Below are 24394 nucleotides of genomic sequence, written 5' to 3' on the forward strand. Positions count from 1 at the left end.
GAAACATCCTCATCTCTCTTCCGCACCGTTCCACGTGGAACTCACTTGCCGATGCAGAAGGTCGAGAACACCCGATCCAAGACGGACTCCGGGTCCAGGCGGCCGGCTATACGCTCCAGGCTGCGGGCCGCCAAACGGATATTTTCCGCCACCAGCTCCGGATCGCTCTCGGCATGTAGGGCGCGATCCAGGAACCCGGAAGCGGTCGACAAAGCTTCGCGATGACGCATGCGGGTGGCGGCCGGGAATTCGGCGCCGGTCATCGCGGCGGTCGCCTTCTCCGTCAGTCGGGATCGCAGCATATCCAGCTCCTCGGCCCGGATGGAGACGGCCAAGGTCTCCAGGCCCCGTTCGATCGCCCACCCTTCCGCCGCGCGGCGGTCTGCGCCGGGCGGACAGTCGGACTTGTTCAGTAGCACCAGGTCCCCCTGGACCAGGAGGTCGGCCGGCCCGGTCCAACCCGATCCCGTCGACGCACCATCCACGACCAATAGCCGGAGGTCTGCGGCTTGCGCCCAGGCGCCGGCGCGGCGCACGCCCTCCGCCTCCACCCGATCATTCGTCGCCCGCAGCCCCGCCATGTCGGCGAGCACCACGCTATAGCCTCCCAGCACCAACGGCGTTTCCAGCACATCGCGCGTGGTGCCGGCGATCTCGGTGACGATGGCGACATCCCGGCCCACCAACCCGTTCAACAGGCTCGACTTTCCCGCATTCGGCACGCCGATCAGGGCGATACGATAGCCCTCCCTGACCCGCTCTCCCCGCGTGTCCCCTACCGAGTCCGCGATCTCCCGCGCGACTCCGCTCAACCGTTCGCGGGCGCCCGCGACCAAAGCGTCAGGGAGGTCTTCGTCGGGGAAATCGATGGCCGCCTCCAACATGGCCAAGGCGTCGAGCAGGGCGGAACGCCAGGTCTCATGACGCCGGGACAGATCGCCCCGAAGCTGGGCCAGGGCCTGACGGCGCTGGGCCTCGGTCTCGGCGTCCACCAGGTCGGCCACGGCCTCGGCCTGGGCCAGATCCAGGCGGTCGTTCTCGAACGCGCGGCGGGTGAATTCGCCAGGCTCGGCCAGCCGCAGACCCAGCCGCAGGAGCAGCTCGGCGACCCTGGCCACCACCGCCGCGCCGCCGTGCAGGTGCAGCTCGGCGCTATCTTCCCCGGTGAAACTCCCCGGACCCGGCAGCCAGAGCACCAGCGCCTCGTCCACCAATTCGGCCGTATCGGGATCGCGCAGCCGCCGCGTCGACGCCCGCCGCGGCGGCGGCAGCTTGCCGACGAGACGTTCCACCACGGCGCCGACACCCTCCCCCGACAACCGTATCACCGCGATAGCCGCGCGCCCTGGCGCGGTGGCCAGGGCGAAGACGCCGTCCCTCATCGCTTGCCAGCGGGTCCGCCCATCCCCGCACCGGCCGCGGCCGTGGTCATCATGCGCATGAACTGCTCCTGGGCCTGGCCGCCGAAGCTCATCCAGTTGCGCATCAGCTCCTCAGGCTGGAGCAGGGAGATGTTGGCGGTCAGCCGCGTCTTCATCTCTTCGACCAGATGCTCGTTGAGGCTGGAGACGTCCGGCAGGCCGAGGAAGCTGCGGGCCTCCTCCGGGGTGCATTCCGCTTCGACCTTGAACTTCATCGCCATAACTCCTGGGCACGCGTTTGTTATGCGCACAGATCGCCGCGACAGGCTAAACGCCGCAAGCAATTGTAACGGAGCGGCTTATGACCGGCGAGTATCTGACCATCCCCACCGTCGACGGCGAGTTCAAGGCCTATGTCGCGCGGCCCGCCGCCGGCTCCGCCCCGGTCGTGGTGGTCATCCAGGAGATCTTCGGCGTCAACGCCGTCATGCGTGAAGTCGCGGAAAGCCTGGCCTCGCAGGGCTATCTCGCCATCGTCCCGGACCTGTTCTGGCGCATCGAGCCGGGCGTGGACATCACCGACAAGACCAAGGCGGAATGGGACCAGGCCTTCGCCCTGATGAACGCCTTCGACGTGGACAAGGGAGTTGAGGACATCCAGACCACCCTGACTTTCGCCCGCCAGATGCCCGGCGCCAGCGGCAAGGCCGGCGTGGTCGGCTACTGCCTCGGCGGTAAGCTGGCCTTCCTCGCCGCCACCCGCACCGACAGCGATGCGTCGGTCTCCTATTACGGCGTCGGCCTCGACACCCATCTGGCCGAGGCCGAACGCCTGTCCCAACCGCTGATGCTGCACGTGGCGGGCGAGGACAAGTTCTCCGACGACGCTGCGCGCGAACGCCTGCTAGTCGGCCTGAAGAACCACCCCCACGTCGAACTCTTCCTCTATGAGGGCCGCGACCACGCCTTCGCCCGCAAGGGCGGCGAGCACTACCACGCGGCCGACGCCGCCAAGGCAGACGCGCGGACCTTGGCCCTGTTTAAGCGGACGCTGGGCTGATGCGCGCGATCCAGATCGCCCGGACCGGCGGTCCGGAGGTCATGGAGCTGGCGGAGGTGGAGACACCTTCGCCAGGGCCCGGCCAAGCGCTCGTGCGCCACCACGCTATCGGCCTGAACTTCATCGACACCTATCAGCGCAGCGGCCTCTATCCGATGAAGCTGCCGGCGACCTTGGGCAACGAGGCGGCGGGGGTGGTCGAAGCCGTGGGTGAAGGAGTCGACGCGGTGGCGATCGGCGATCGGGTGTCCTACGCCAGCCTGCCGGGCGCCTATGCCGAGGCCAACCTGGTCTCCGCTGAGCGGCTGGTGAAACTGCCGGACGCGATCAGCTTCGAAACCGCGGCCGCCATCACCCTGAAGGGCCTAACCGCCGAATATCTGGTCCAGCGCATCTGGCCGCTGGAAAAGGGCGACACCGTCCTGGTCCATGCGGCGGCCGGCGGGGTCGGATCGCTGCTAACCCAGTGGCTCGATCATCTAGGCATACGGGTGATCGGCGTGGTCGGAACCGAAGCCAAGGCCGAAATGGTTCGCAAGCAGGGCTGCGCCGAGGTGATCGTGCGCGACCAAGGCGATCTGGTGGAGCAAGTACGCCGGTTCACCCAGGGCCTGGGCGTCAAGGTGGTCTACGACTCGGTCGGCAAGGCCACCCTGGAGGCCAGTCTGAAGTCGCTGGCGCGGCGTGGACTACTGGTGAGCTATGGCAACGCGTCCGGGCCACCGGCGCCGGTGGCGCCGCTGCAGCTCTCCCAGAACGGTTCGCTGTACCTGACGCGCCCAACCCTCAACGACTTCCTCGTCACCCCCCAGGAGCGACGGGACGCCGCTGACGCCCTATTCGGGGTGGTCATGTCCGGTGCGGTGACGGTCGAGATCGGTCAGACTTGGCCGCTTGCGGACGTCCGCAGCGCTCATGAGGCGCTGGAAGCGGGTCACACCACAGGTGCAAGCGTCCTAACTATTTGAACGCAAACAAATAATTCCAGATCGCCGTCCCCAAACAAGCTGAACGGACAACGGAGACGCTGCCATGGCGGCGCCTCCGTCCGATCAGGTGTTCATCGATTGGAAGAATTCGGCGTTGCTCTTGGTCTGGCGCAGCTTGTCGAGCAGGAACTCGATAGCGTCTTGCGGACCCATCGGGTTCAGGATGCGGCGCAGGACATAGGTCTTGGCCAGCACGTCGCGCGGGGTAAGCAGCTCTTCCTTGCGGGTGCCGGACTTGAGGATGTCCATGGCCGGGAACACCCGCTTGTCGGCGACCTTGCGGTCCAGCACGATCTCGGAATTACCGGTGCCCTTGAACTCTTCGAAGATCACCTCATCCATGCGCGAGCCCGTGTCGATCAGCGCCGTGGCGATGATGGTCAGCGAACCGCCTTCCTCGATATTCCGCGCCGCGCCGAAAAAGCGCTTGGGCCGCTGCAGGGCGTTGGCGTCGACGCCGCCGGTCAGCACCTTGCCCGATGACGGCACCACGGTGTTGTAGGCGCGACCGAGACGGGTGACGGAGTCCAGCAGGATCACCACGTCGCGCTTGTGCTCGACCAGGCGCTTGGCCTTCTCGATCACCATTTCGGCGACCTGCACGTGACGCGAGGCGGGTTCGTCGAAGGTGGAGGAGATCACCTCGCCCTTCACGGTGCGCTGCATATCGGTGACTTCTTCCGGGCGCTCGTCGATCAGCAGCACGATCAGATAGCATTCGGGGTGGTTGGCCGAGATCGAACGGGCGATGTTCTGCAGCATCACCGTCTTACCGACGCGCGGCGGGGCGACGACCAGGCAGCGCTGGCCCTTGCCGAGCGGCGCGACGATGTCGATCACCCGGCCCGAGCGGTCCTTCAGCGTCGGGTCTTCGATCTCCATGGTCAGCCGCTTCTCGGGATAGAGCGGGGTCAGGTTGTCGAAGTGAACCTTGTGGCGGATGGCCTCGGGGTTTTCGAAGTTGATGGTGTCGACCTTCAGGGCCGCGAAATAGCGCTCCCCCTCGCGCGGTGCGCGGATCGGACCCTCGCAGGTATCGCCGGTGCGCAGGCCAAAGCGGCGGATCTGCGAGGGCGAGACATAGATGTCGTCGGGGCCCGGCAGGTAGTTGGCCTCGGCCGAGCGCAGGAAGCCGAAGCCGTCCTGCACCACTTCCAGCACGCCGCTGCCGATGATCTCGACCCCGTCCTCGGCCAGGACCTTGAGGATGGCGAACAGCATGTCCTGCTTACGCATGGACGAGGCGTTCTCGATTTCGAGGCTTTCGGCGAAGGCGACCAGCTCGGTGCTGGCCTTATCTTTCAGCTCCTGCAGCGACATGCGCTGCAGCCCGCTGAGGGACTCGACCGGGGCGGCCAGGGTCGGGTCTAGGATGGCGTCATCGGACATGAATAGAACTCTTGCACAGACAGACGACACGGAAGGCCGTCAGGCGCGTGGCGCGCTATGGGTTGTGCTGTCGACCGGCTGAAAGCTGCGGCCGAAGGCGTCGTAAAGGCGGGGGAACGACGCGACACGCCGTACGGAATAACGTTCAACACAAAGGCGTTGCAGGGTCAAGATCGGACAGGAGCGGCGTTTCAGCCCCCACCGAACTTGGTGGTCACAGCCAGCACCATGATGATCGCCAACAGGAAGGGAATCTCGTTCGACAGGCGCCAGAACCGCTCGGATCGCTTGTTGCGATTGTTGGCGAAATCCCGCCGCGCCTTGCCCAGAAACCCGTGATAGCCGAACATCAGCACCACGCCCGTGAGCTTGGTCGACATCCAAGGCGAGGCCAGGAAGCGCACCCCGTCCCCGCGTATATGGGCGTCGATCCAGATCAGGCAAACCCCCAGGACGAACACTGCGATCGCGGCGGGGGTCATGATGATGCGATAGAGCCTCGCCTCCATCTCCTTGAAGGTCGTGTCCATCTCCGAACCCGGCGTGGCGCGGGTGTGGTAGGCGAACAGGCGCGGCATGTAGAGCAACCCCGCCATCCAGGCGATCACCGCCAGGATGTGCAGGCCAATGAACAGGTCATAGCTCATGCGGCGGCCCTTGCATGATAGTAGGGACATTTCGACAGCCCACGGTCGCACGCCCCACTCCCAGGCCTGCAACCGGTCTTGAACAAGGCGCCCCCGACCAAGCTGGCCAAGCCCTCGATGAACCCAGGCTCGACGCCGAGCGCCGGGGCACGAAGATAGACTGGACACCCCTTCTCCTTGGCCAGCAAGGCGTAGTCCCGATCCAGCTCGACCAGGGTCTCCACATGTTCGGAGACGAAAGCGATCGGGACCACCAGCACGCCCTTGCCTTCCGCCGCCGCCGCCTCGATGGCTTCTGGCGTCGAAGGACCGATCCACCTCATCGGCCCGACCCGGCTCTGGTAGCAGATGCTCCAGTCCCAGCCGTCGCCGAGCTGGCGCATCACCGCTTCGCAGCTCTTCTCGACCTGCCACTGGTAGGGGTCGCCACCCTTGATCACCTTTTCCGGCAGGCCGTGGGCGGAGAACAGCAGACGCAGATTGCGGGGACGTCCGGCCGCCTCGAACGTCTGTCGAATCTGGCGCGCATAGGCCGACGCATACCCCGCCTCGTCGAAGAAACAGCAGACTTCGCGGATACGGCCGGATCCCCGGTAAGCCTTGCTCCACGCCTTGACCGACGAGCCCGTCGTGGTGGTCGAGTACTGTGGATACAGCGGCAATAGCACCACCTCGTCCGGCGCAAACGCCGCCACCTCCCCCGCCGCCTCTTCGGTGAAGGGGTTCCAGTAGCGCATGGCGATGAAGGTGCGGGTCTCGAACCCGGCCAGCGTTGCGTTCAGCTTCTGCTGCAGCGCTTCGGACTGGCGCTGCGTTTCCGGCAGCAGGGGCGAGGCGCCGCCCATGTGCGCATAGTTGTGGCTGGCCTCTTCGCGGCGCGAGCGGGAGATCATCGTCGCCACCAACCCGCGGAACGGCCAGGGCAGCGGGATGATGGCCGCATCGTTGAACAGGTTGAACAGGAAGGGCTGAACCGCCGTCAGGCTGTCCGGGCCGCCAAGGTTGAACAGCACCACCGCAAGGCGACGCTTCCCCGATCCCTGGCCCAAGGTTCCGGCTGGGTTGCTCATCGGCCGGTCACCCTCGCGATCACCTGTTCCACGTGCGACACCGGGGTGTCCGGCAGCACCCCATGGCCGAGGTTGAATATGTGCGGGCCATCTCCCCACTGTTCCATCAGCCTGTCCACACGTGCATCCAGGGCAGGACCACCGGCGCGCAGCAGCAACGGATCGAGCGCCCCCTGGATCACCTTCCCCATCGCCTGCACCCGCTGACCAAGCTCCGCAGAAGCCTGGGTGTCCAGCGCCACGCCCTGGACATCGACCCTGTGGGCATAGCCTTCCACCAAGGCGCCGGCGCCCCTAGGAAAGCCGATCACCGGCGTTGTCACCCCGGCCTGCCTCAACCGGTCGATCAGCCGCCGGTGCGGTTCGACCACCAATCGCTGGAACAGGTCTTCCGACAGACCTTCCGCCCAGGATTCGAACAGCACCAGAACCTGGGCGCCGGCCTTCGCCTGCATGGCCAGATACCGCCAGGTCGCTTCCACCAGCACATTCAGCAACGCATCGATCCGCTCCGGATCGGCATAGGCGGCTGTGCGTGCGGCGGTGCGGTCGCTGGAACGACCTTCGAGCATATAGGTCAGCACCGTCCAGGGCGCGCCGGCGAACCCGAGCAGGGCGCGATCAGGCTCCAACGCGGTGCGGACCCGGCTCAGGGTTTCCCCGACGGGCGACAGGGCCTCGGCCACTTGTTCGATATGATCGCGCAGGACGCCAAGCTCCGGCAAGGCGCCAAGCCTCGGTCCCTCCCCGGCTTCAAACCAGACGTCCTGTCCCAGCGCACGCGGGATCAGCAGGATGTCGGCGAACACGATGGCCCCATCCAGCGGGAACCGTCGCATCGGTTGCAGGGTCGCCTCCGCCGCTTTTTTCGGGTCCAGGCAGAAGGCGATGAAATCCGGCGTGGTCGCCCTCAGCGCACGGTATTCCGGCAGGTAGCGCCCCGCTTGGCGCATCAGCCAGATCGGCGGCCGCGATGTCCGTTCCCCAGCCAGGGTGCGCAGCAATCGGGGGGTGTCCACGTTCGGGTCCATACCGACTTAAAGCCTGCCCTGAGGCTAGGCTCAAGCCGGGCGCCTATTCCTAATCTGATTAATGAAAGATGAATTTAGGGAGTGACGTTAGAGGGGCGGGGGACGAATGGGAAAGTCGCCGTCCGAAGGGAAAGAACGCGCCGCCTTTCCCCAAAATTGATCCACTGTCGGAGTATCGCACCGACGCTGCACGATCGCTTCCCGCTTAATGGAAAAGCAATATTAACAATCTATTAACCTATCGGTGACGGCGCATCCGCGACGATCTCGACCAGGTTCATTCCACAGTTTTTCGCCAGGCAGGCGAAACCGTTCGCCTGGGGACAAACAGGGCTTGGACAGGCGCCTTTGCGCACCGCCGGTGGACGACTCCCGGCTGGGCCGCGCCGCGACGACGGTATGGGTGTTTCCATCCCCAGGTGGGCGGGGCAATATCCACAAATCGGTCCCCAGGTTTGGACTGCGACCGACTGTGGCGCCTGTCTGGTGTGAACACCTTCTTAGGACTTGCATGACCTCGCCCCCGCCGCGCCTGGCCACCTACTTCCACGTCCACCTGATCTCGGATTCCACCGGCGAGACGCTGAACGCCCTGACCAAGGCGGTGTGCGCGCGCTTCGACAACGTGCTGCCGATCGAGCACATCTATCCGCTGATCCGTTCGCCCCGCCAGCTGGAGCGCATCCTGCGCGAGGTCGAGGCGGCCCCCGGCGTGATCGTCCACACCATCGTCGATCGTGAGATGCGCACTGAACTCGAGGAAGGCTGCCGGCGGCTGGAATCGCCCTGCATGGCGGCGCTCGACCCGATGACCGCCGCGTTCGGCCGCTATCTGGGCGCTTCGCTGACCACCCGGATCGGGGTCCAGCACGCGTTGGACAACGATTATTTCAACCGCATCGAGGCGCTGAACTACGCTATCGGCCACGACGACGGCCAGGGCGGCCAGGACCTGCAGTCCGCCGACGTGGTGCTGGTCGGCGTCAGCCGCACCTCCAAGACCCCCACCTGCATCTACCTGGCCCACCGCGGCGTGCGCGCGGCCAACGTGCCGCTGGTGCCGGGCTCTCCCCTGCCCGAGAAGCTGTTCGGCCTGGAGCGCGCCCTGATCGTCGGCCTGCTGGTCTCGCCCGACCGGCTGATCCAAATCCGCCGCAACCGGCTGCTCTCGCTGAACGAAGACCGCGAAAGCTCCTATGTCGATGTGGACGCGGTGCGCGAGGAGACCGTGCGTGCTCGTCGCCTGTTCGAGAAACAGGGCTGGCCGGTGATCGACGTCACCCGCCGCTCGGTGGAGGAGACCGCCGCCTCGGTGATCAACCTGCTGGCCAACCGGGTCGCCGGCGGCGGGGGCGCCTCATGACCACAGGTTTCACGCTCGCCTCGCAAAGCGCCGCCCGCAAGGCGATCCTGAAGGGCGCCGGTGTCGCTTTCGACGCCGAAAGCCCAAGAGTGGACGAAGCCGCAATTAAGACGCGGCTTCTCACCGATGGCGCTTCGCCACTGCAGGTCGCCTGCGCTCTGGCCGAGGCCAAGGCGGTCGAGGTGTCCGCCCGCACATCCGGTCTGGTGCTGGGCGCGGACCAGACCCTGGACCTGGACGGGCGGCTGTTCGACAAGCCCGTGTCGCTGGATGACCTACAGGCCCAGTTGCGCGAGCTGCGGGGACGCGAGCATGTCCTCCACGCCGCCCTGGCCGCGGCGCGCGGCGGCCAGGTGGTCTGGCGCTACGAGGGGCGAGCCGTCCTGGCTGTGCGATCCTTCAGCGACGCCTTCCTGGAGGACTATCTGACGGCGGAGGGCGAGATGGCGCAGGCCTGTGTCGGGGGCTATCGGCTCGAGGGTCTGGGCGCCCAGCTGTTCGAGCGGATCGAGGGCGACTATTTCACCATCCTGGGCCTGCCGCTGTTGCCGGTGCTGGACCTGCTTCGACGTGAAGGTTTGGCGGCGGCATGACGACGATGGTTTCCGGGGCCGCCATGGTGGCCGGGGTGGTCGGGGCGCCGGTTCGCCACTCGCTCAGCCCCCTGATCCACAACACCTGGATCGCGGCGGCGGGGCTGGACGCTGTCTACACCCCGTTCGAACCGCCCGCCGACGGGTTCGAGACGTTCGTCGCCGGTCTGCGGCGCAGCGGTGTGCGGGGCCTGAATGTGACCCTGCCGTTCAAGGAGATCGCGCTCCGCTTGGCCGACACGGCAGACACGGCTGCCAGGGCGGCGGGTGCAGCGAACCTCCTGCTGTTTGGCCCGGATGGCGAGATCGAGGCGCGCAACACCGATGGGATCGGATTGTTGGCGGCTTTCGCGCGGCAGGCGCCGGGTTGGCGACCGGACGCGGGACCGGTGGTGGTGCTGGGCGCCGGCGGGGCGGGCAAGGGCGCCGTGGTGGCCCTGACCATGGCTGGGGCCGAGGTTCGCCTGGTCAACCGCACCCACGCGCGCGCGCTAACGGTGGCGGACGGGTTCGAGGGCGTGACCGCCTGTCCGATCGAGGACCTGGCCAAGGCGCTGGGCGGCGCTAGCGCCATCGTCAACGCCACATCGGCGGGGTTCGGTGGCGGCGATAGCCTCGATCTGCCGTTTGACGCCGTCCCGCCCGAGGCGGTGGTGATGGACATGATCTACAAGCCGCTGCGCACGCCGTTGCTCCAGCAGGCGCAAGCCCGGGGTTTTCGCACCGTCGACGGGTTAGCCATGCTGGTCGGACAGGCCATCCCTTCGTTCGAGGCCCTGTTCGGCGTGGCGCCGCCGATGAGCGTCGACGTCCGCGCTCTCGCGCTCAAGACCTTGGGGGAGACGGAGCGGCGGTGATCGTCCTCGGCCTCACCGGGTCCATGGGCATGGGCAAGAGCACCACGGCCCAGATGTTCGCCGAGGCGGGCGCTGCGGTCTACGACGCGGACGCAGCGGTCCACGCCCTCTACGCCAAGGGCGGTGAAGGCGCGTCGCATCTGGCTTCGCTGTTTCCCGAAGCGGTGTCGGACGGAATCGTGGATCGCGCAGCGCTCAGCGGCCGTGTGAAGGTCGATCCCGAGGCGCTGAAAAGCCTGGAGCGGATCGTGCATCCCCTGCTCTCGACGCGCCGGGCGGCTTTCCTCGCCCAGGCGGAGGTGGACGGTGCCGAGGTAGCTGTCCTCGACATCCCCTTGCTGTTCGAGACCGGCGGCGAAATGTCGGTGGACGCGGTGGTCGTCGTCACCGCGCCGGAAGCGGTGCAGGTGGCGCGGGTGCTGGCGCGGCCGGGGATGGATGCGGAGAAATTCGCCCTGCTGCTGGCGCGCCAGACTCCGGATGCTGAGAAGCGTGCGCGCGCGGATTTCGTAATCGACACCGGCGAGGGCCTGGAAGTCGCGCGGCGGCAGGTGAAGGCGGTGATGACGGCGGTGCTCGACCCCGCATGGACTTCGCCCCGCGCGCAACTTTGACGCCCTGGACGAAGGCCCCGAAGCGCCGCATTTAAGTCGCATGGCCCGCGAGATCGTCCTGGACACCGAAACCACCGGCATCGACCCCCGCTCGGGTCACCGGATGATCGAAATCGCCTGCATCGAGATCGAAGACCTGTTGCCCACGGGCGCTTATTTCCACCGCTTCATCGATCCTGAGCGCGACATCGAGCCGGAGGCGGAGAAGGTCCACGGCATTTCCCGCGCCTCGCTGATCGGCAAGCCCAAGTTCGGCGAAAAGGTCATCTGCGAGGAATTCCTCGACTTCGTCGCCGGCGCCCAGCTGGTGGCGCACAACGCCGCCTTCGACCGTGGCTTCGTCAACATGGAGCTGGAGCGGGTCGGCCGCCCCGCCCTGCCCGAGGCGCGGTGGACCTGCACCTACGAGCTGGCCAAGAAGCGGTTTCCGGGGATGTACAACTCCCTGGACGCGCTGTGTAAGCGCTTCAAGATTTCCCTGGCCGAGCGGGAGAAGCACGGCGCCCTGATCGACACCCGCCTGTTGTCGATGGTCTATCTCGAACTTCAGGGCGGCAAGGAACGGGCGCTGGACCTGGGACCGAGCAAGGCCGCCCGCGCGGCGACGGTCGCGGCCGAAGCTGTCGGTTATCCGCCCCGCGCCCGACCGTTGGCCCCGCTGTCGACGGCGGCGGAACGCGAAGCCCACCTCAAGTTCGTCCAGGGTCAGCTCAAGGACAAGGCGATCTGGCTGCAGTTGGGGCTGGAAGCTTAGGATCTCCTCCCCCGCCGCGCAGGGGAGGAGGATTCCGGATTTGTCAGGCGTTGCCGACGGTCGGTTCGGACAAGGCGCCGGCTTGGGCGCGCTGGGCGGCGTAGACGGCGCCGAAGTCGATCGGCTCCAGATGCAGGGGCGGGAAGCCGCCTTCCGCCGTCATGTCCGAGACGATGCGGCGGGCGAAGGGGAACAGGAAGCGCGGGCACTCGATCAGCAGCACCAGCTCGAGCTGGTCTTCCGCGAAACCATTGAGTTCGAACAGGCCGCCGTACAGCAGCTCGATCTGGAACACCGTGGCGTCGGCGCGCAGCGCGCGGGCGGTGAGCTTGAGGTCGACCTCGTAGAAACCGTCGGGCCGGCCCTTGGCGTTCATTTCCACGCCCAGATCGATGTTCGGCGGCGTCTCGGTGGCGCGCAGGGAGTCCGGCGCATTGGGGTTTTCGAACGACAGGTCCCGGATGAACTGCGCCAGGATGCGGATCTGCGGCTGGGGGCCGTCCGGGGCCGGCATGGGGGGCGTGTCGGTCATCGCTGGTCCTGGGATTGGTCCGTTGGCTAGCCCCTGGCGGGCGTCGGCGTCGGACTTTTAGGGAACGGGGTCGCTAACATGAGGCGCCGTTACACGCAACGTTGTGGATGGTTAGGACTGACGCGGGGCGGTTAAGCGCCTATATGCATTTCAGAGGCTAGACTTCGAACCGTCTCAACCGTGGTCGATACATGCAAGTCGTCGAGCTATTGATCTTTGCCGTTCTGGCCGCCGTGGTGCTGTTCCAGCTCTACTCGGTCCTGGGCCGGCGTATGGGCCGCCAGCCGGAGGACGCCGCCAAGGGCGGGCCCCTGCGCCCTGCCGCCGAGCGCCTTTCCGCGCGGCCGGAACCTTCCGCCCTCCCGGCTCCGGGCCTGGCGGGCCTGAAGGCGCGCGATCCCAGCTTCGATCCCCAGCGTTTCCTGCAAGGCGCGCGCACGGCCTACGAGCAGATCGTCAAGGCCTATGCCAGCGGCGACCGCGACCTGTTGAAGCGGCTGACCTCCTCGACGGTCTACAAGGTGTTCGAGAACGCCTTGATCGTCCGCGACGCCGCCAACCGTACCGAACAGGTCGAGTTCCTACAGCCCACACGCGCCGATCTCGACGACGCGTCGGTGGCCGGGGACACGGCGCGGGTGCGGGTGCGCTTCCTGTCGGAACTGCGTAACCGAACCAAGGACGCCCGGGGCGAGGCGGTGGACGACCGCCGCACTGCCGAACTTTGGACCTTCGAGCGTCTGGTCGCCAGCCGCGACCCCAACTGGACTCTGGCCCGAGTGGAGGCCGCGGAGGCCTGATGCGCCGCCTTTGGGCGGTTGTTCTCGCCGCGGGTCTTGGCGCGGCCGTAGTTTCAGGTTGCGCGCCGACCCTGGAAACCGAGGGCCGTCACGCCGTATACGCGCCTCCGAGCGCCGTTCCGCCGCCTACGCTGCGGCCGCCCATCGCGCCTCGCGCCCCATTGATCTCCTCCTTCGCCAACCTCGCGGGTTGGGCGGAGGAAGACCACGTCGCAGCCTTGGCCGCCTTCCAAAGCGGCTGCATCGTGTCGCAGGACCCGGCCATGCGCTCGGCTTGCAGCCGGGCGCGTGCGTTGGGCGCGGTCGACGAAAAGGGCGCGCGGGTCTTTTTCGAAACCAATTTCCGGCCGGCTCCCGCCGCCCATAGCGGCGTCCTGACCGGCTACTTCGCGCCCGAATATCCGGCGCGCTCGACGCCCGACGCGGACTTTTCCGCCGCCGTACGCCCTCATCCGGCCGACATGACCGTCCTGCCGTCGGGTCAGGGCGACGTCCCGGGCCGCAAGCTGGTCCGCCAGGTCGGCGACGAAGGGGAGAGTTGGGTCTATCCCGACCGGGCCGGAATCGAGCTGATCCCGCCGGTCGAGGCCCTGGCCTATATGCGGCCCGAAGACCTGTTCTTCCTGCAGATACAGGGGTCCGGCATCCTGGATATGCCCGACGGCCGGCGTATGCGCGCGGTCTACGCCGGAGACAACGGCAGGCCGTTCGTCCCCCTGGCCTCGGCCATGGTCCGGCGTGGGCTGCTTTCAGCCGAGCAGGCGTCCGCCACCTCGATCCGCACCTGGCTGCGCCAGCATCGCGCCGACGCCCAGTCGGTGATGGACCTGAACCCCCGCTACGTCTTCTTCAGCCTCCAAGTGGACGACGGGACCGACCCGGCGGGCGCCTCCGGGGTGCGGTTGACGGCGGGGCGCAGCGTCGCGGTGGACCCGGCCTACCATGCCTATGGCGAGCTGTGCTGGATCGACGCGGTGGCGCCGGTCCTGGCGGGTGCGCCGAAGACCTACCGGCGGCTGGTGCTGGCGCTGGATACGGGATCGGCGATCAAGGGCCAGGCCCGCGCCGACCTCTATCTCGGCCGAGGCGATATGGCGGGGCTTGAGGCTGGGCGTGTGAGGCATACCTTAACCTTGGTGCGGTTGATTCCGATCGGATCGACCGAACTCGGGTACGGAGGCCATGAAGCGATCCCTGCGTCCGGAGGAGGTTGATCTGTGGACGGAGGTGACCGTCACCGTCCGCCCCTTCGACACCCGTGCGGCCGAGCCTGCCGCCTCCCCCATCGTCGCGATCCCCGCCGCCCCCGCCGGCCCGCCGGCCCCGCCCGGAAAGCTCCGCAAGAAGGCGGTTTCTCCGAAGCCGGTCGCCAAGGCCGCGCCCGCTAAACCTAAACCGCCGACGCCCACTGAACCCCAGTCCATCGAACCGGGCCGCAAACGGCGCATCGTGCGCGGTCGCGACGAGATCGCCGCTCGGCTGGACCTGCACGGCCTGGATCAGGATCGGGCGCGGCTGCTGCTGCTCAACTTCCTGCTCCGCCAGCAGGAGGAAGGCGCGCGTTCGGTGCTGGTCATCACCGGCAAGGGCTACGCCGGCCAAGGCGTGCTGCGCCGGCGCACGCCGGAATGGCTGTCCGATCCCCTCCTGCGCACCGTGGTCGCCGGGCTGTCCCCGGCCGGGGGCCATCACGGCGGCGAAGGCGCCTACTATGTCGCCCTGAAACGCCGCAAGGGTTAGGCGCCTATGAACAGAGCCGCCGATGGGCATAGGGCGATCACCGGGCAGGATAGGCACTTCGGTTTCCGCGCCACGCAGATGTAGCGGCCGTGCAGGATCAGCCAGTGGTGGGCGCGGGTCTTGTAGGTCTCCGGAACCTTGGCCATCAGCTCGCGCTCGACCCCGTCCGGGGTGGTGGCCTGGGACAGGTCCAGCCGGTGGGACACGCGGAACACGTGGGTGTCCACCGCGATCGCCGGCTCGATCCCGAGCTGGTTCAGCACCACGCTGGCGGTCTTGCGCCCCACCCCCGGCAAGCTCTGCAGGGCCACGCGTTCCAGCGGAACCTCGCCACCGTACTGGTCGACCAGGATGTGGGCGGCGGCGATCACGTTCTTCGCCTTGGTGCGGTAGAGCCCGATGGTGCGGATGAAACCCTCCAGCCGCTCCACACCCACGTCGAGCATCTTGCGCGGGGTGTCGGCGACCGCGAACAGGGGCGCCGTGGCCTTGTTGACCGACTTGTCTGTGGCCTGGGCCGACAGGGCCACCGCCACCAGGAAGGTGTAGGGGTTGACGTATTCGAGCTCGCCCCGCGGATCGGGGGTCAGCTCGGCGAAGCGCGCGAAGATGGTTTCGATCCGCGCACGCTCGGCGGGTTTCAGGGTTGGTGCGCGCTTACTCGCCGTCGGCTTGCGGGCTCGGGCGGCGGGGGATTTCACGACGGACGCTTTGACCATGCGCTCAGGATGGCGGCCCCGCGTCGCCGCGTCCATATTCCCTGTCATGGCCGCCTCGCCCCGCTTCTACATGGACGCGCTGATCACGCCGAACCGGTCGCTCTCCAAGGGCGGGTTCTACGTGCTGCTCGGCGTGCTGGCGGCCTACAACCTGCTGATCATGGGGTTCCTGCTGCTGATCGGGGCCTTTCCCGTGCCGATCTTCCTGGGGCTGGATTTCCTCGGCGTACTGATCGCCTTCCGCGTCAGCTACCGCCGTGGCGCCTTCGTGGAGCGGGTGCAGGTCAGCGCCGAGCTGGTGCGGGTGTTGCGGCGGGACCGGGGGCTTGAGCGCACCGTCTGGTCCTCGCCCACCGCCTTCACCCGCGTCTCGGTGGAGAACGCCGGCGAGCATGAGGCACGCGTGCGCCTGCGCCTGTCGGACCGGATGCTCAGCGTCGGCGCCAGCCTCAGCCCCAATGAGCGCACCGACTTCGGCTCGGCCCTGGAGCGGGCGATCCTGTCTGCCCGCGCCGAACGCTGGCCCGTCTGAACATCTTCCGCTGATCGCAAGAATCGGGCGGCGTGAGGCGGGCCTCGAAGCTAGGATCGCCGCCATGGCCCAAGACCTCGACCCCGTCCCAACCGTCGACGACCTCCTGCAAGGCCGTGCCGAGGACTTTGCGCGGATGGACACGGCGCTGGCCTGGCTCGCCCTGCACTGGCGCGAACGGCCCTCCCTGGACCAGACGGCGGCGGCTGTCGGCCTGTCGCCGCATCATTTCCAACGGATCTTCACCCGCTGGGCCGGAGTCAGCCCCAAGACCTTCGTCGCCGCCCTGGCCCATGCGGAGGCCAGCGCGCGTCTGGCCGATGGCGACAGCGTGCTGGATGCGGCCCTGGACGTTGGCCTGTCGGGGCCTTCGCGGCTGCACGATCTGTTCGTGGCCCAGGAAGGCGTCACGCCGGGTCAGGCGCGGCGGCGAGGTGAGGGCGTGACGCTCCGCTACGGTTACGGCCCCTCGTCTTTCGGGCGCGCGCTGGTCGTGGTGGCGCCGAAGGGCCTGTGCGGGCTCGGCTTCGTCGACGATGCGGACGACACGGGGCTGGAGGACATGCATCGGCGCTGGCCGGCGGCGGAGTGGCTGCGCGACGACGCCGTCGCCCTGGACTACGCCCGCCGCATCTTCGCCGCCGACGAGACCCCGCCGATGGCGCTGATGGGTCCGCCATTCCACGTCCAGGTCTGGAAGGCTCTGCTACGGATTCCAGAGGGCCGCACCGCCACCTACGGCCAGATCGCCGCCCTGGCCGGGAAACCCGGCGCCTATCGGGCTACCGGCGCGGCCATCGGGGCCAATCCGATCTCCTACCTGATCCCCTGCCACCGGGCGATCGGCGCCGATGGGCGGTTGACCGGCTATTACTGGGGCCTGTCGCGCAAGGCCGCCATGCTGGGGTCCGAAGCGGTACGCCGCTATACGGGTTCGCAGGGCTAGCCGGCCGCTCCGATCCCTTAGGCCGTAAGCGCAAAACGGCTCCGCACCGCTTCGGGGATCGGCGCCGCCCGGCGGGTGTCGAGGTCGAAGTTGGCGCAGACCCCTTTGGCCCGCGCCCAGACCCGACGTTCCACCGGGTCGCACAGCCAGTGCTCCAATAGGATCACCTTTTCCGCCAAGGCCGTGACGCGTGAGCGAACGTCCACCAGGTCGCCCGCGCGGGGGCGGCCCAGATGATCGATCCGGTATTCCAGCGCCGCGGTCCCCAGCCGGCGTTCGGGCTCGGCAGCCGCGATTTCCGCATAGAGCGGCGCGGTCAGCTGGTTCATGCCGTCCGATACCCGCGCGAGCACCCCATCGGGCGTCATGTAGCCGAACACGTCGCAGTCGCGCGCCGCCACGGGCGCCAGCCCGATGCGGGTCAGGCTCTGGCTCCAGGCGAGCGTGGGATCGATCGGTTCGTCCTGCGCGAAGTTGCGTGGCGCCGCGAATTCGGGAACCGTGACCGACAGGTTCTCCGCCGCCGCCAGGGCCCGCGCCGGCCAGCAGAAGGCGCGTCCCCGCTTAGGCGTGGCGTGGAGCAGATGCGACAGGACCGTGGCGCAGGGACGGCCGTCGTCGTGATGCAGGACCTGCAGAGCGAGCGCGCCCTCCTCCTGCATTTCGGCCACCCCGCCGGTCATGAAGAGGGAGTCGCCCGCCTTGGCTTCGCGGAGGAAACGCACATGCTGGCGCACGACCTGGAGCGTCGCGGCGGCCTCGGTGGCGAAGGCGCGCGGTTGACCGAGGGCGGCGGCCAGTCCCGCCAGGCCGTCGAAGGCGCGGGCGAGATAGAAGCGCATGTTCATGTGCCCGAGCTCGTCGCACTCCCAGGCGTTCACGCAGCCGCGCCAGACCTCCAACGCCTCGCCCCGCTCCATGACGTTTCCCCTCGGCGCCTGTGGGTCGGTTCGTTCGACGCCGCAGCTAGGTCCCCGCATAGACCGTGCAGCGGGCGATGGCGATGGGGGTTCCGTCAGGGTGCGGTTGAAGTTGGGGCCACGCCCGACGGATCAGCCCGCCGCCCGGCCTCGGGCGCAGGCCGCGCACAGGCCGCGGCCTTCCACCACCACATCGCTCAGTTCGTAGCCCGCCCGATGCGCCGCAGCCTTGGTGCGCTCCGGTTCGAAGGGCTCGATCTCCAGGGTGTCGTTGCAACAGGTGCAGATCAGGAAGGCGGCCAGGTGGGTGCGGTCGCCCATGTGGCAGGCCATGTAGGCGTTCAGGCTCTCGATCCGGTGGGCCAGGCCCTGACGGACCAGGAAGTCCAGCGCGCGATAGACGGTGGGCGGCTTGGCGGCGACGCCGTTCGCCCCGTAGATGGCGATCAGGTCGTAGGCCTTGGCCGGCTGTCCGGTCTGCAGCAGCAGTTCCAGCACCCGTTGCCGGGGTGGGGTCAGACGTTCGCCCGCGGCGGCGCAGCGCGTCTGGGCCGCGAGCAAGGCGGTGCTCAGCGCCCCGCCGCTCAGGCCCCGATCGGACGCATGGTCGTGCTCGCAGGTGTTCATCGCTGGTAAGATGTAACGCTTCCGCTCTGAAACACAAACCGGGCGCCGTCGTGAACCAATTGGATTTACGCGCCGCCCACTGGTGGCAGGCTTGTTGGCTGTCGGCGGCGTGGCTCCCCGGGGCAGCGCTGCGACCAAGCGTCCAGGTTGCGGCGGCCTGGGCGACCGCCGTTGTCTGGGCGCGCATCGTGACATAGACACGCCGTGAAATCCGCGCCTTTCATCGCACGGGCGCGATCCCGACGAGTGGAGCCGATCATGGCCATCGAGCAGATTCAAACCCCGCCAGGCCAGCTCTCCGGCTCCGTGCTGTTCTACAGCAAGCCCGAACCCCTCAACCCGGAAACGCACGGCACGCTCGGCCTGACGCCGATGGATGCGCCGTTCGCCTTTACCGCCGGCGCCCACGTCATCCCGCTTCAGGTCAGCGAGTTCGGCCCGGCCTCGCTCAGCTATCCGATCATCTTCGCGGGTGAGCAGAAGGCCCCGATGGCGATCCTGGGGGTGCGGGCCGGCGAGAACGTGTTCGTCGACGCCAGCGGCCAGTTCGATCCCAACGCCTATATCCCGGCCTTCGTGCGCCGCTATCCCTTCGTCCTGGCCAACAACGACAACCAGGAACAGCTGGTGGTCTGCATCGATCGCAATGCGCCGATGCTGGCCGAGGGCGGCCAGGTTCAGCTGTTCAAGGACGGCAAGCTCAGCCCCTTCGCCGAGCAGGCGGTGCAGTTCTGCAGCGAGTTCGAGACCGAGCGCCGCCGCTCTGAGCTGTTCGTGGCCCGGCTCAACGAACTGGACCTGTTCGAGATCAAGCAGGCCAATTTCCAGCCGCGCATGCCCGACGGCACCCTGGGCGAGCCGGTGCTGGTGGCGGACTACTACTCGGTCTCGGAAGAGAAGCTCGGCAAGCTGTCCGACGCCGACCTGCGCGAGCTGCACGTCACCGGCGTGTTGCGCCAGTGCTATGCGCACCTGACCTCGATGTTCAACTGGGAGCGGGTCATCGGCCGCTCCGCCGCCCGTCCGGCCCCCACGGTCGGCCACGCCTGACCCGGCCGATCCAGCGCCGCTGTCTTTGCCTTCAGGAAAGCTGACAGCCCCGCGCGTTCCTTCGGGCGCACGTGGGGTCTATATCCCCTCCACTGTCTTTGACGGAGGAATGGGCGATGGCGCTTCAGCTTGGGGACACGGCTCCCGACTTCACCCAGGACTCCACCGAAGGGCCGCTTCACTTCCATGATTGGGCGGCTTCGTCCTGGGTGGTGCTGTTCTCCCACCCCAAGGACTACACCCCGGTCTGCACCACCGAGCTCGGGACCGTGGCTAAGCTGAAGCCTGAGTTCGACAAGCGGGGCGTGAAGGTGATCGGCCTGTCGGTCGATCCCACCGACAGCCACCAGGGTTGGGCCAGAGATATCGAGGAGACGCAGGGCGCGAAGCTGAACTTCCCGCTGCTGGCCGACCACGACCGCAAGGTCTCCAACCTCTACGGCATGATCCATCCCAACGCGTCGGACACCTTGACGGTGCGCTCGGTCTTTGTGATCGACCCGAGCCGCAAGGTGCGCCTCACCCTCACCTACCCGGCTTCCACCGGGCGCAACTTCGACGAGCTGCTGCGGGTGATCGACTCGTTGCAGCTGACCGACAAGCACAAGGTGGCGACGCCCGCCAACTGGAAGCACGGCGAGGATGTCATCATTGTTCCCAGCATCAGCGACGAGCAGGCCAAGGCCCTGTTCCCCGCCGGCTGGACCACCCACAAGCCCTATCTGCGCACCACCAAGCAGCCGGCCTGACCACAGGGCAGCCTTGCGTCTGAGCCAGCTTGGCGCGGCGCTGTTTGTCGTCCTCGTTCTGCCGATCGCAGGGCGTGATCCGTTACGTCGGCGGCAAGACCCGTCTGGCCGTTGACGCCGGCTTCGCCCGCGCCGGAGCGGCCGCAGGCCTCACCCCAGCTATCATTCCGGACGGCCCATGGGGCCGGTCCAGGACCCAGGGGCCCGTGCGCGCCGCTCTAGGTCCAAGCGCTCCGCTCTGCTGTGGCCGGGATGACAGGCGCAGGGATCGTCACAAGAGTTTCGATTGCTTGCCGGCGCCCCGCACGCTTAGCTCGCCGCAAAATATCGGAGGAACGCCATGAACGACGCCGCCAAGCCGGAAGTCTATCCTGTTCCAGAGGCGCTGGCCCGCTCCAGCCGGCTTGGCCCGCAGGCCTATGCCGCCATGCGCACGCAGGCCGCGTCCGATCCGCAGGCCTTCTTCGCCGAGCAAGCCAAGCGGCTGGACTGGATCAAGCCGTTCACCAAGACCAAGGACGTCTCCTTCGACGCGTCGGACCTGCATATCCGCTGGTTCGAGGACGGGGTGCTGAACGTTTCGGCCAACTGCATCGACCGCCATCTGGCCAAGCGGGCCGACCAGACCGCCATCCTCTGGGAAGGCGACGACCCCTCCGTCTCCAAGGCGATCACCTATCGCGAGCTGCACGCCCAGGTCTGCCGCTTCGCCAACGTGCTCAAGCGGCGCGGGATCAAGAAGGGCGACCGGGTCACCATCTACATGCCCATGATCCCCCAGGCCGCCTACGCCATGCTGGCCTGCACGCGGATCGGGGCGGTGCACTCGGTGGTGTTCGGCGGCTTCTCGCCCGAGAGCATCGCCGGTCGGATCGAGGACTGCGGCTCGACGGCGGTGATCACCGCCGACGAGGGCGTGCGCGGCGGGCGCAAGTTCGCGCTGAAGGCCAATGTCGATAAGGCGCTGGAACACGCCAAGGGCGTCAAGACCGTGCTGGTGATCAGGCATACGGGGACGGAGGTCGCCATGACCGAAGGGCGCGACTACGCCTACGACGCCGAGGCGGCCGAGGTTTCCGACGATTGCCCGCCCGAGCCGATGGGGGCGGAGGACCCGATGTTCATCCTCTACACCTCGGGCTCGACGGGTAAGCCCAAGGGCGTGCTGCACACCACCGGCGGTTATCTGTTCTGGGCCGCCTTCACCCACGAGACGGTGTTCGACTATCGCGAAGGCGAGGTGTTCTGGTGCACCGCCGACGTCGGCTGGGTGACCGGCCACAGCTATATCGTCTACGGCCCGCTGGCCAATGGGGCGACCACCCTGATGTTCGAGGGCGTGCCCAGCTATCCCGACGCCTCGCGGTTCTGGCAGGTGGTGGACAAGCACCAGGTCAACATCTTCTACACCGCCCCGACCGCCATCCGCGCCCTGATGCGCGACGGCGACGCTCCGGTGAAGGCGACCAAGCGCACCTCGCTGCGGGTGCTGGGCACGGTTGGCGAGCCGATCAATCCGGAGGCTTGGCGCTGGTATCACAAGGTGGTGGGCGACGAACGCTGCCCGATTGTGGACACCTGGTGGCAGACCGAGACTGGCGGGTTGATGATATCCCCCACGGCGGCGGCGGTGGACCTCAAGCCGGGTTCCGCCACCCTGCCGCTGCCGGGGATCGTGGCCGAGCTGGTGGACGCCAACGGCCAGGTGCTGGAGGGTGAGGCCCAGGGCAACCTGTGCATCTCCGACAGCTGGCCGGGGCAGATGCGCACCGTCTATGGCGATCATCCGCGCTTCATCGACACCTATTTCAAGGCCTATCCGGGCAAGTACTTCTCCGGCGACGGGGCGCGGCGGGATGCGGACGGTTACTACTGGATCACCGGGCGGGTGGACGACGTGATCAACGTCTCCGGCCACCGCATCGGCACCGCCGAGGTGGAGTCCGCCCTGGTCGGGCACAGGGCGGTGGCGGAGGCGGCGGTGGTCGGCTTCCCGCACGATATCAAGGGCCAGGGCATCTACTGCTACGTCACCCTGAAGCAGGGTGAGACGACGTCAGACGCCCTGAAGGGCGAACTGATCGACGAGGTCCGGCGCGAGATCGGCCGCTTCGCCGCGCCGGACGTGATCCAATGGGCGCCCGGCCTGCCCAAGACCCGCTCCGGCAAGATCATGCGCCGTATCCTGCGCAAGATCGCCGAAGACCAGACCGACCAGCTCGGCGACATCTCCACCCTGGCCGATCCTGGGGTCGTGGAAGAGCTGGTGAAGAACCGGGTGAAGTAACTAGGCGGCGGCCGGGGAGGGGCGGGCGTAGGCGTACTTGCCGCCCTTCTCCAACGCCCGCTGATAGGCTGGGCGCGCATGGATGCGTTCCAGAAAGCCATGCAGGTTCGGCTTCGACACGGCGTCTACGCCCGCCCGCGACGATCCCGCCTCCAACGGAAAGCTCATCATGATATCGGCGGCGCTGAATTCGGGGCCGGCAAACCAGGGCGAGGTGGCCAGCTCGCCTTCGAGATAGTCGAAGTGCAGCTTCAGTTGGGCGTCGACGAAACCCCGCGCCGGTCGCCCGAGCAGGCCCAGCCGATTCAGCACCAGCTTCAGGATCAGCGGCGTCATCAGCGAGCCCTCGGCGTAGTGCAGCCAGTAGGCGTAGCGCCAATAGGTGCCCGACCCGCGCTCCGGCGACAGCCGACCCTGGCCATAGCAGTCGACCAAGTATTCGACGATCAGGCCGGTCTCGGCCAGCGTCAGGGCGCCGTCCTGGATCACCGGCGACTTGCCGAGCGGGTGCACCGCTTTCAGCGTGTCCGGCGCCAGCATGGTCTTGGCGTCCCGGGCGTAGGCGACGATCTCGTAGGGCAGCTCCAGCTCCTCGAGCAGCCACAGCACGCGCTGCGAACGCGAATTGTTGAGATGGTGGACCCGGATCATCTGGCGATCCCCCTTGCAAATCCCCGGGCTGACCCCGGCGTCGTTCAGGTCAGGACCGTAACGCCTTCGCCTTCGATTGTCCGGCCGATCACCGCCGCCGTCTCGAAACCCGCTGCGTGCACCAGGGCCAGAACCTCGCCGGCGGTGTCCGGCGCGGCGGCGATCAGCAGTCCGCCGCTGGTCTGGGGGTCGGTCAGCAGGTCCTGTTTCCAGGTCGCGAAACCCTCCGGCAGCCGCACGCCTGCGCCATAGCTCTCCCAGTTGCGGCCCGACGCCCCGGTGCGCACGCCGGCCTGCGCCAGCGCCGCCACGCCCGGCAGCAGGGGGACGTCGCCGAAGCGAACCTCCGCGCCCACGCCCGATCCCCGGCAAACCTCCAGCCCGTGGCCGAGCAGGCCGAAGCCGGTGACGTCGGTCAGGGCGTGGACGTCGTCGCGCGCGGACAGCTCACGGCCGACGGTGTTCAGCTTGGTCGTGCTGGCGATCATGGCGGCGTAGCCCTCCGCGTCCAGCCGTTGCTGCTTCAGCGCCGCGCTGTAGACGCCGACCCCCAGCGGCTTGGTCAGGATCAGGACATCGCCCGGCCGTGCGCCGACGTTGCGCTTGACTCGGCCCGGGTGCACCAGGCCCAGCGCCACCAGGCCGTAGATCGGCTCGGCGCTGTCGATGGAATGGCCGCCGGCTATGGGGATTCCCGCCGCCGCGCACACCGAGGCGCCGCCGGCCAGGATCGCCTGCACGTCCTCGATGGCGATCTTGCCGATCGGCATGCCGACGATGGCCAGCGCCAGGATCGGCGTGCCGCCCATGGCGTAGACGTCCGACAGGGCGTTGGTCGCGGCGATGCGGCCGAACTCGAACGGGTCGTCGACCACCGGCATGAAGAAGTCGGTGGTGGCGATGAGGGCTTGGCTGTCGTTCAGCCGCCAGACCGCCGCGTCGTCGCTGCTCTCGGTCCCCACCATCAGGTTGGCGAAACCCCCGGCCGCCGGGGTCCGGGCCAGGATCTCGCGCAGCACCGCCGGAGACAGCTTGCAGCCGCATCCGCCCCCGTGGGCGAGGTCGGTCAGGCGCGGACGAGGTTCGGTCATGGCGGTCGGCCCTGGGTTATGC

At 67.7% G+C, this 24394-nt stretch carries 26 protein-coding genes and 1 pseudogene; 15 read left to right on the forward strand and 12 right to left on the reverse strand.

Annotation, left to right across the window (positions count from 1 at the left end; all coding sequences use genetic code 11):
• Window positions 1–41: 41 nt before the first annotated feature.
• Complete coding sequence (gene mnmE, locus GSQ87_RS16655) at window positions 42–1382, reverse strand: tRNA uridine-5-carboxymethylaminomethyl(34) synthesis GTPase MnmE (RefSeq protein ID WP_158916450.1); 1341 nt, start codon at window positions 1380–1382, stop codon at window positions 42–44.
• Window positions 1379–1636: a DUF6489 family protein gene (locus tag GSQ87_RS16660; RefSeq protein WP_158916451.1), complete on the reverse strand. Its 258-nt coding sequence runs from the start codon at window positions 1634–1636 to the stop codon at window positions 1379–1381. Before GSQ87_RS16660 ends, mnmE begins: the two co-directional genes overlap by 4 nt.
• 86 nt (window positions 1637–1722) lie before the next feature.
• On the opposite strand from GSQ87_RS16660, the gene GSQ87_RS16665 reads away from it, so the two are divergent.
• Both GSQ87_RS16665 and GSQ87_RS16670 read left to right on the forward strand, forming a co-directional pair.
• The gene (locus GSQ87_RS16665) at window positions 1723–2421 is read left to right on the forward strand and encodes a dienelactone hydrolase family protein (protein WP_158916452.1); all 699 of its coding nucleotides are present in this window, start codon (window positions 1723–1725) and stop codon (window positions 2419–2421) included.
• Window positions 2421–3389 (forward strand): quinone oxidoreductase, encoded by a 969-nt coding sequence (locus tag GSQ87_RS16670; protein WP_158916453.1) that lies wholly within the window; start codon window positions 2421–2423, stop codon window positions 3387–3389. The genes GSQ87_RS16665 and GSQ87_RS16670 overlap by 1 nt, the downstream gene beginning before the upstream one ends.
• 84 nt (window positions 3390–3473) lie before the next feature.
• Here the strand turns inward: GSQ87_RS16670 and rho are convergent.
• The 4 genes and pseudogenes from rho to hemE all read right to left on the reverse strand — a co-directional run.
• A pseudogene (rho, locus tag GSQ87_RS16675) lies at window positions 3474–4769 on the reverse strand (transcription termination factor Rho); the annotation flags it as partial.
• A 221-nt stretch (window positions 4770–4990) separates the two neighbouring features.
• Window positions 4991–5446 carry a CopD family protein gene (locus GSQ87_RS16680; protein WP_158916455.1) on the reverse strand — a complete coding sequence of 152 codons (456 nt, stop codon included), beginning with the start codon at window positions 5444–5446 and terminating at the stop codon, window positions 4991–4993.
• The gene (gene hemH, locus GSQ87_RS16685) at window positions 5443–6516 is read right to left on the reverse strand and encodes a ferrochelatase (protein WP_158916456.1); all 1074 of its coding nucleotides are present in this window, start codon (window positions 6514–6516) and stop codon (window positions 5443–5445) included. The genes GSQ87_RS16680 and hemH overlap by 4 nt, the downstream gene beginning before the upstream one ends.
• Entirely contained in the window at window positions 6513–7535 is a 1023-nt protein-coding gene (hemE, locus tag GSQ87_RS16690; protein WP_254063037.1) for a uroporphyrinogen decarboxylase, read from the reverse strand. Before hemE ends, hemH begins: the two co-directional genes overlap by 4 nt.
• Before the next feature lie 523 nt (window positions 7536–8058).
• Here hemE and GSQ87_RS16695 point away from each other — a divergent pair.
• The 5 genes from GSQ87_RS16695 to dnaQ are packed head-to-tail and all read left to right on the forward strand — an operon-like array spanning window position 8059 to window position 11728.
• Complete coding sequence (locus GSQ87_RS16695) at window positions 8059–8910, forward strand: pyruvate, water dikinase regulatory protein (protein WP_158916458.1); 852 nt, start codon at window positions 8059–8061, stop codon at window positions 8908–8910.
• Window positions 8907–9503: a Maf family protein gene (locus GSQ87_RS16700; protein ID WP_158916459.1), complete on the forward strand. Its 597-nt coding sequence runs from the start codon at window positions 8907–8909 to the stop codon at window positions 9501–9503. The genes GSQ87_RS16695 and GSQ87_RS16700 overlap by 4 nt, the downstream gene beginning before the upstream one ends.
• Window positions 9500–10360, forward strand: coding sequence for a shikimate dehydrogenase (gene aroE / locus GSQ87_RS16705; protein WP_158916460.1), 861 nt, complete (start codon window positions 9500–9502; stop codon window positions 10358–10360). Before GSQ87_RS16700 ends, aroE begins: the two co-directional genes overlap by 4 nt.
• Window positions 10357–10974 carry a dephospho-CoA kinase gene (gene coaE / locus GSQ87_RS16710; protein ID WP_158916461.1) on the forward strand — a complete coding sequence of 206 codons (618 nt, stop codon included), beginning with the start codon at window positions 10357–10359 and terminating at the stop codon, window positions 10972–10974. Before aroE ends, coaE begins: the two co-directional genes overlap by 4 nt.
• 40 nt (window positions 10975–11014) lie before the next feature.
• Window positions 11015–11728, forward strand: a complete 714-nt coding sequence (gene dnaQ, locus GSQ87_RS16715; protein WP_158916462.1) for a DNA polymerase III subunit epsilon — start codon at window positions 11015–11017, stop codon at window positions 11726–11728.
• Window positions 11729–11771: 43 nt separating this feature from the next.
• Here the strand turns inward: dnaQ and secB are convergent, their stop codons facing one another.
• Window positions 11772–12260 carry a protein-export chaperone SecB gene (gene secB, locus GSQ87_RS16720; RefSeq protein WP_158916463.1) on the reverse strand — a complete coding sequence of 163 codons (489 nt, stop codon included), beginning with the start codon at window positions 12258–12260 and terminating at the stop codon, window positions 11772–11774.
• 191 nt (window positions 12261–12451) lie between these two features.
• On the opposite strand from secB, the gene timA reads away from it, so the two are divergent.
• From timA to GSQ87_RS16735, 3 genes are all read left to right on the forward strand, one after another.
• Window positions 12452–13060 carry a TIM44-related membrane protein TimA gene (timA, locus tag GSQ87_RS16725; protein WP_158916464.1) on the forward strand — a complete coding sequence of 203 codons (609 nt, stop codon included), beginning with the start codon at window positions 12452–12454 and terminating at the stop codon, window positions 13058–13060.
• Between the two features lie 161 nt (window positions 13061–13221).
• Window positions 13222–14274, forward strand: a complete 1053-nt coding sequence (locus tag GSQ87_RS16730; RefSeq protein ID WP_254063038.1) for an MltA domain-containing protein — start codon at window positions 13222–13224, stop codon at window positions 14272–14274.
• Window positions 14243–14800, forward strand: a complete 558-nt coding sequence (locus tag GSQ87_RS16735; protein ID WP_158916466.1) for a Smr/MutS family protein — start codon at window positions 14243–14245, stop codon at window positions 14798–14800. The genes GSQ87_RS16730 and GSQ87_RS16735 overlap by 32 nt, the downstream gene beginning before the upstream one ends.
• Here GSQ87_RS16735 and nth read toward each other — a convergent pair.
• Window positions 14797–15519: an endonuclease III gene (gene nth, locus GSQ87_RS16740; protein ID WP_158917811.1), complete on the reverse strand. Its 723-nt coding sequence runs from the start codon at window positions 15517–15519 to the stop codon at window positions 14797–14799. The genes GSQ87_RS16735 and nth overlap by 4 nt on opposite strands.
• Window positions 15520–15565: 46 nt before the next feature.
• On the opposite strand from nth, the gene GSQ87_RS16745 reads away from it, so the two are divergent.
• Both GSQ87_RS16745 and GSQ87_RS16750 read left to right on the forward strand, forming a co-directional pair.
• The gene (locus tag GSQ87_RS16745) at window positions 15566–16051 is read left to right on the forward strand and encodes a DUF2244 domain-containing protein (RefSeq protein WP_158916467.1); all 486 of its coding nucleotides are present in this window, start codon (window positions 15566–15568) and stop codon (window positions 16049–16051) included.
• A 64-nt stretch (window positions 16052–16115) separates the two neighbouring features.
• Complete coding sequence (locus tag GSQ87_RS16750; protein ID WP_158916468.1) at window positions 16116–16997, forward strand: methylated-DNA--[protein]-cysteine S-methyltransferase; 882 nt, start codon at window positions 16116–16118, stop codon at window positions 16995–16997.
• Between the two features lie 17 nt (window positions 16998–17014).
• Here the strand turns inward: GSQ87_RS16750 and GSQ87_RS16755 are convergent, their stop codons facing one another.
• Window positions 17015–17917, reverse strand: a complete 903-nt coding sequence (locus GSQ87_RS16755; protein ID WP_158916469.1) for a thioesterase family protein — start codon at window positions 17915–17917, stop codon at window positions 17015–17017.
• 132 nt (window positions 17918–18049) lie between these two features.
• Window positions 18050–18544, reverse strand: a complete 495-nt coding sequence (locus tag GSQ87_RS16760) for a Fur family transcriptional regulator (RefSeq protein ID WP_158916470.1) — start codon at window positions 18542–18544, stop codon at window positions 18050–18052.
• Between the two features lie 258 nt (window positions 18545–18802).
• Here GSQ87_RS16760 and GSQ87_RS16765 point away from each other — a divergent pair, with 258 nt between their 5' ends.
• From GSQ87_RS16765 to acs, 3 genes are all read left to right on the forward strand, one after another.
• A complete protein-coding gene (locus tag GSQ87_RS16765; RefSeq protein WP_158916471.1) occupies window positions 18803–19594 on the forward strand; it encodes a SapC family protein in 792 nt (263 codons plus the stop codon).
• 116 nt (window positions 19595–19710) lie between these two features.
• A complete protein-coding gene (locus GSQ87_RS16770; RefSeq protein WP_158916472.1) occupies window positions 19711–20343 on the forward strand; it encodes a peroxiredoxin in 633 nt (210 codons plus the stop codon).
• 340 nt (window positions 20344–20683) lie between these two features.
• Window positions 20684–22630 carry an acetate--CoA ligase gene (gene acs / locus GSQ87_RS16775; protein ID WP_158916473.1) on the forward strand — a complete coding sequence of 649 codons (1947 nt, stop codon included), beginning with the start codon at window positions 20684–20686 and terminating at the stop codon, window positions 22628–22630.
• Here acs and GSQ87_RS16780 read toward each other — a convergent pair whose 3' ends face one another.
• Window positions 22631–23281, reverse strand: coding sequence for a glutathione S-transferase (locus GSQ87_RS16780; RefSeq protein ID WP_158916474.1), 651 nt, complete (start codon window positions 23279–23281; stop codon window positions 22631–22633).
• A 44-nt stretch (window positions 23282–23325) separates the two neighbouring features.
• Window positions 23326–24372, reverse strand: coding sequence for a selenide, water dikinase SelD (gene selD, locus GSQ87_RS16785; RefSeq protein ID WP_158916475.1), 1047 nt, complete (start codon window positions 24370–24372; stop codon window positions 23326–23328).
• Window positions 24373–24394 lie beyond the last annotated feature (22 nt).

This window comes from Caulobacter sp. S45 (genome assembly GCF_009765965.1).
GTDB lineage: Bacteria > Pseudomonadota > Alphaproteobacteria > Caulobacterales > Caulobacteraceae > CAHJWH01.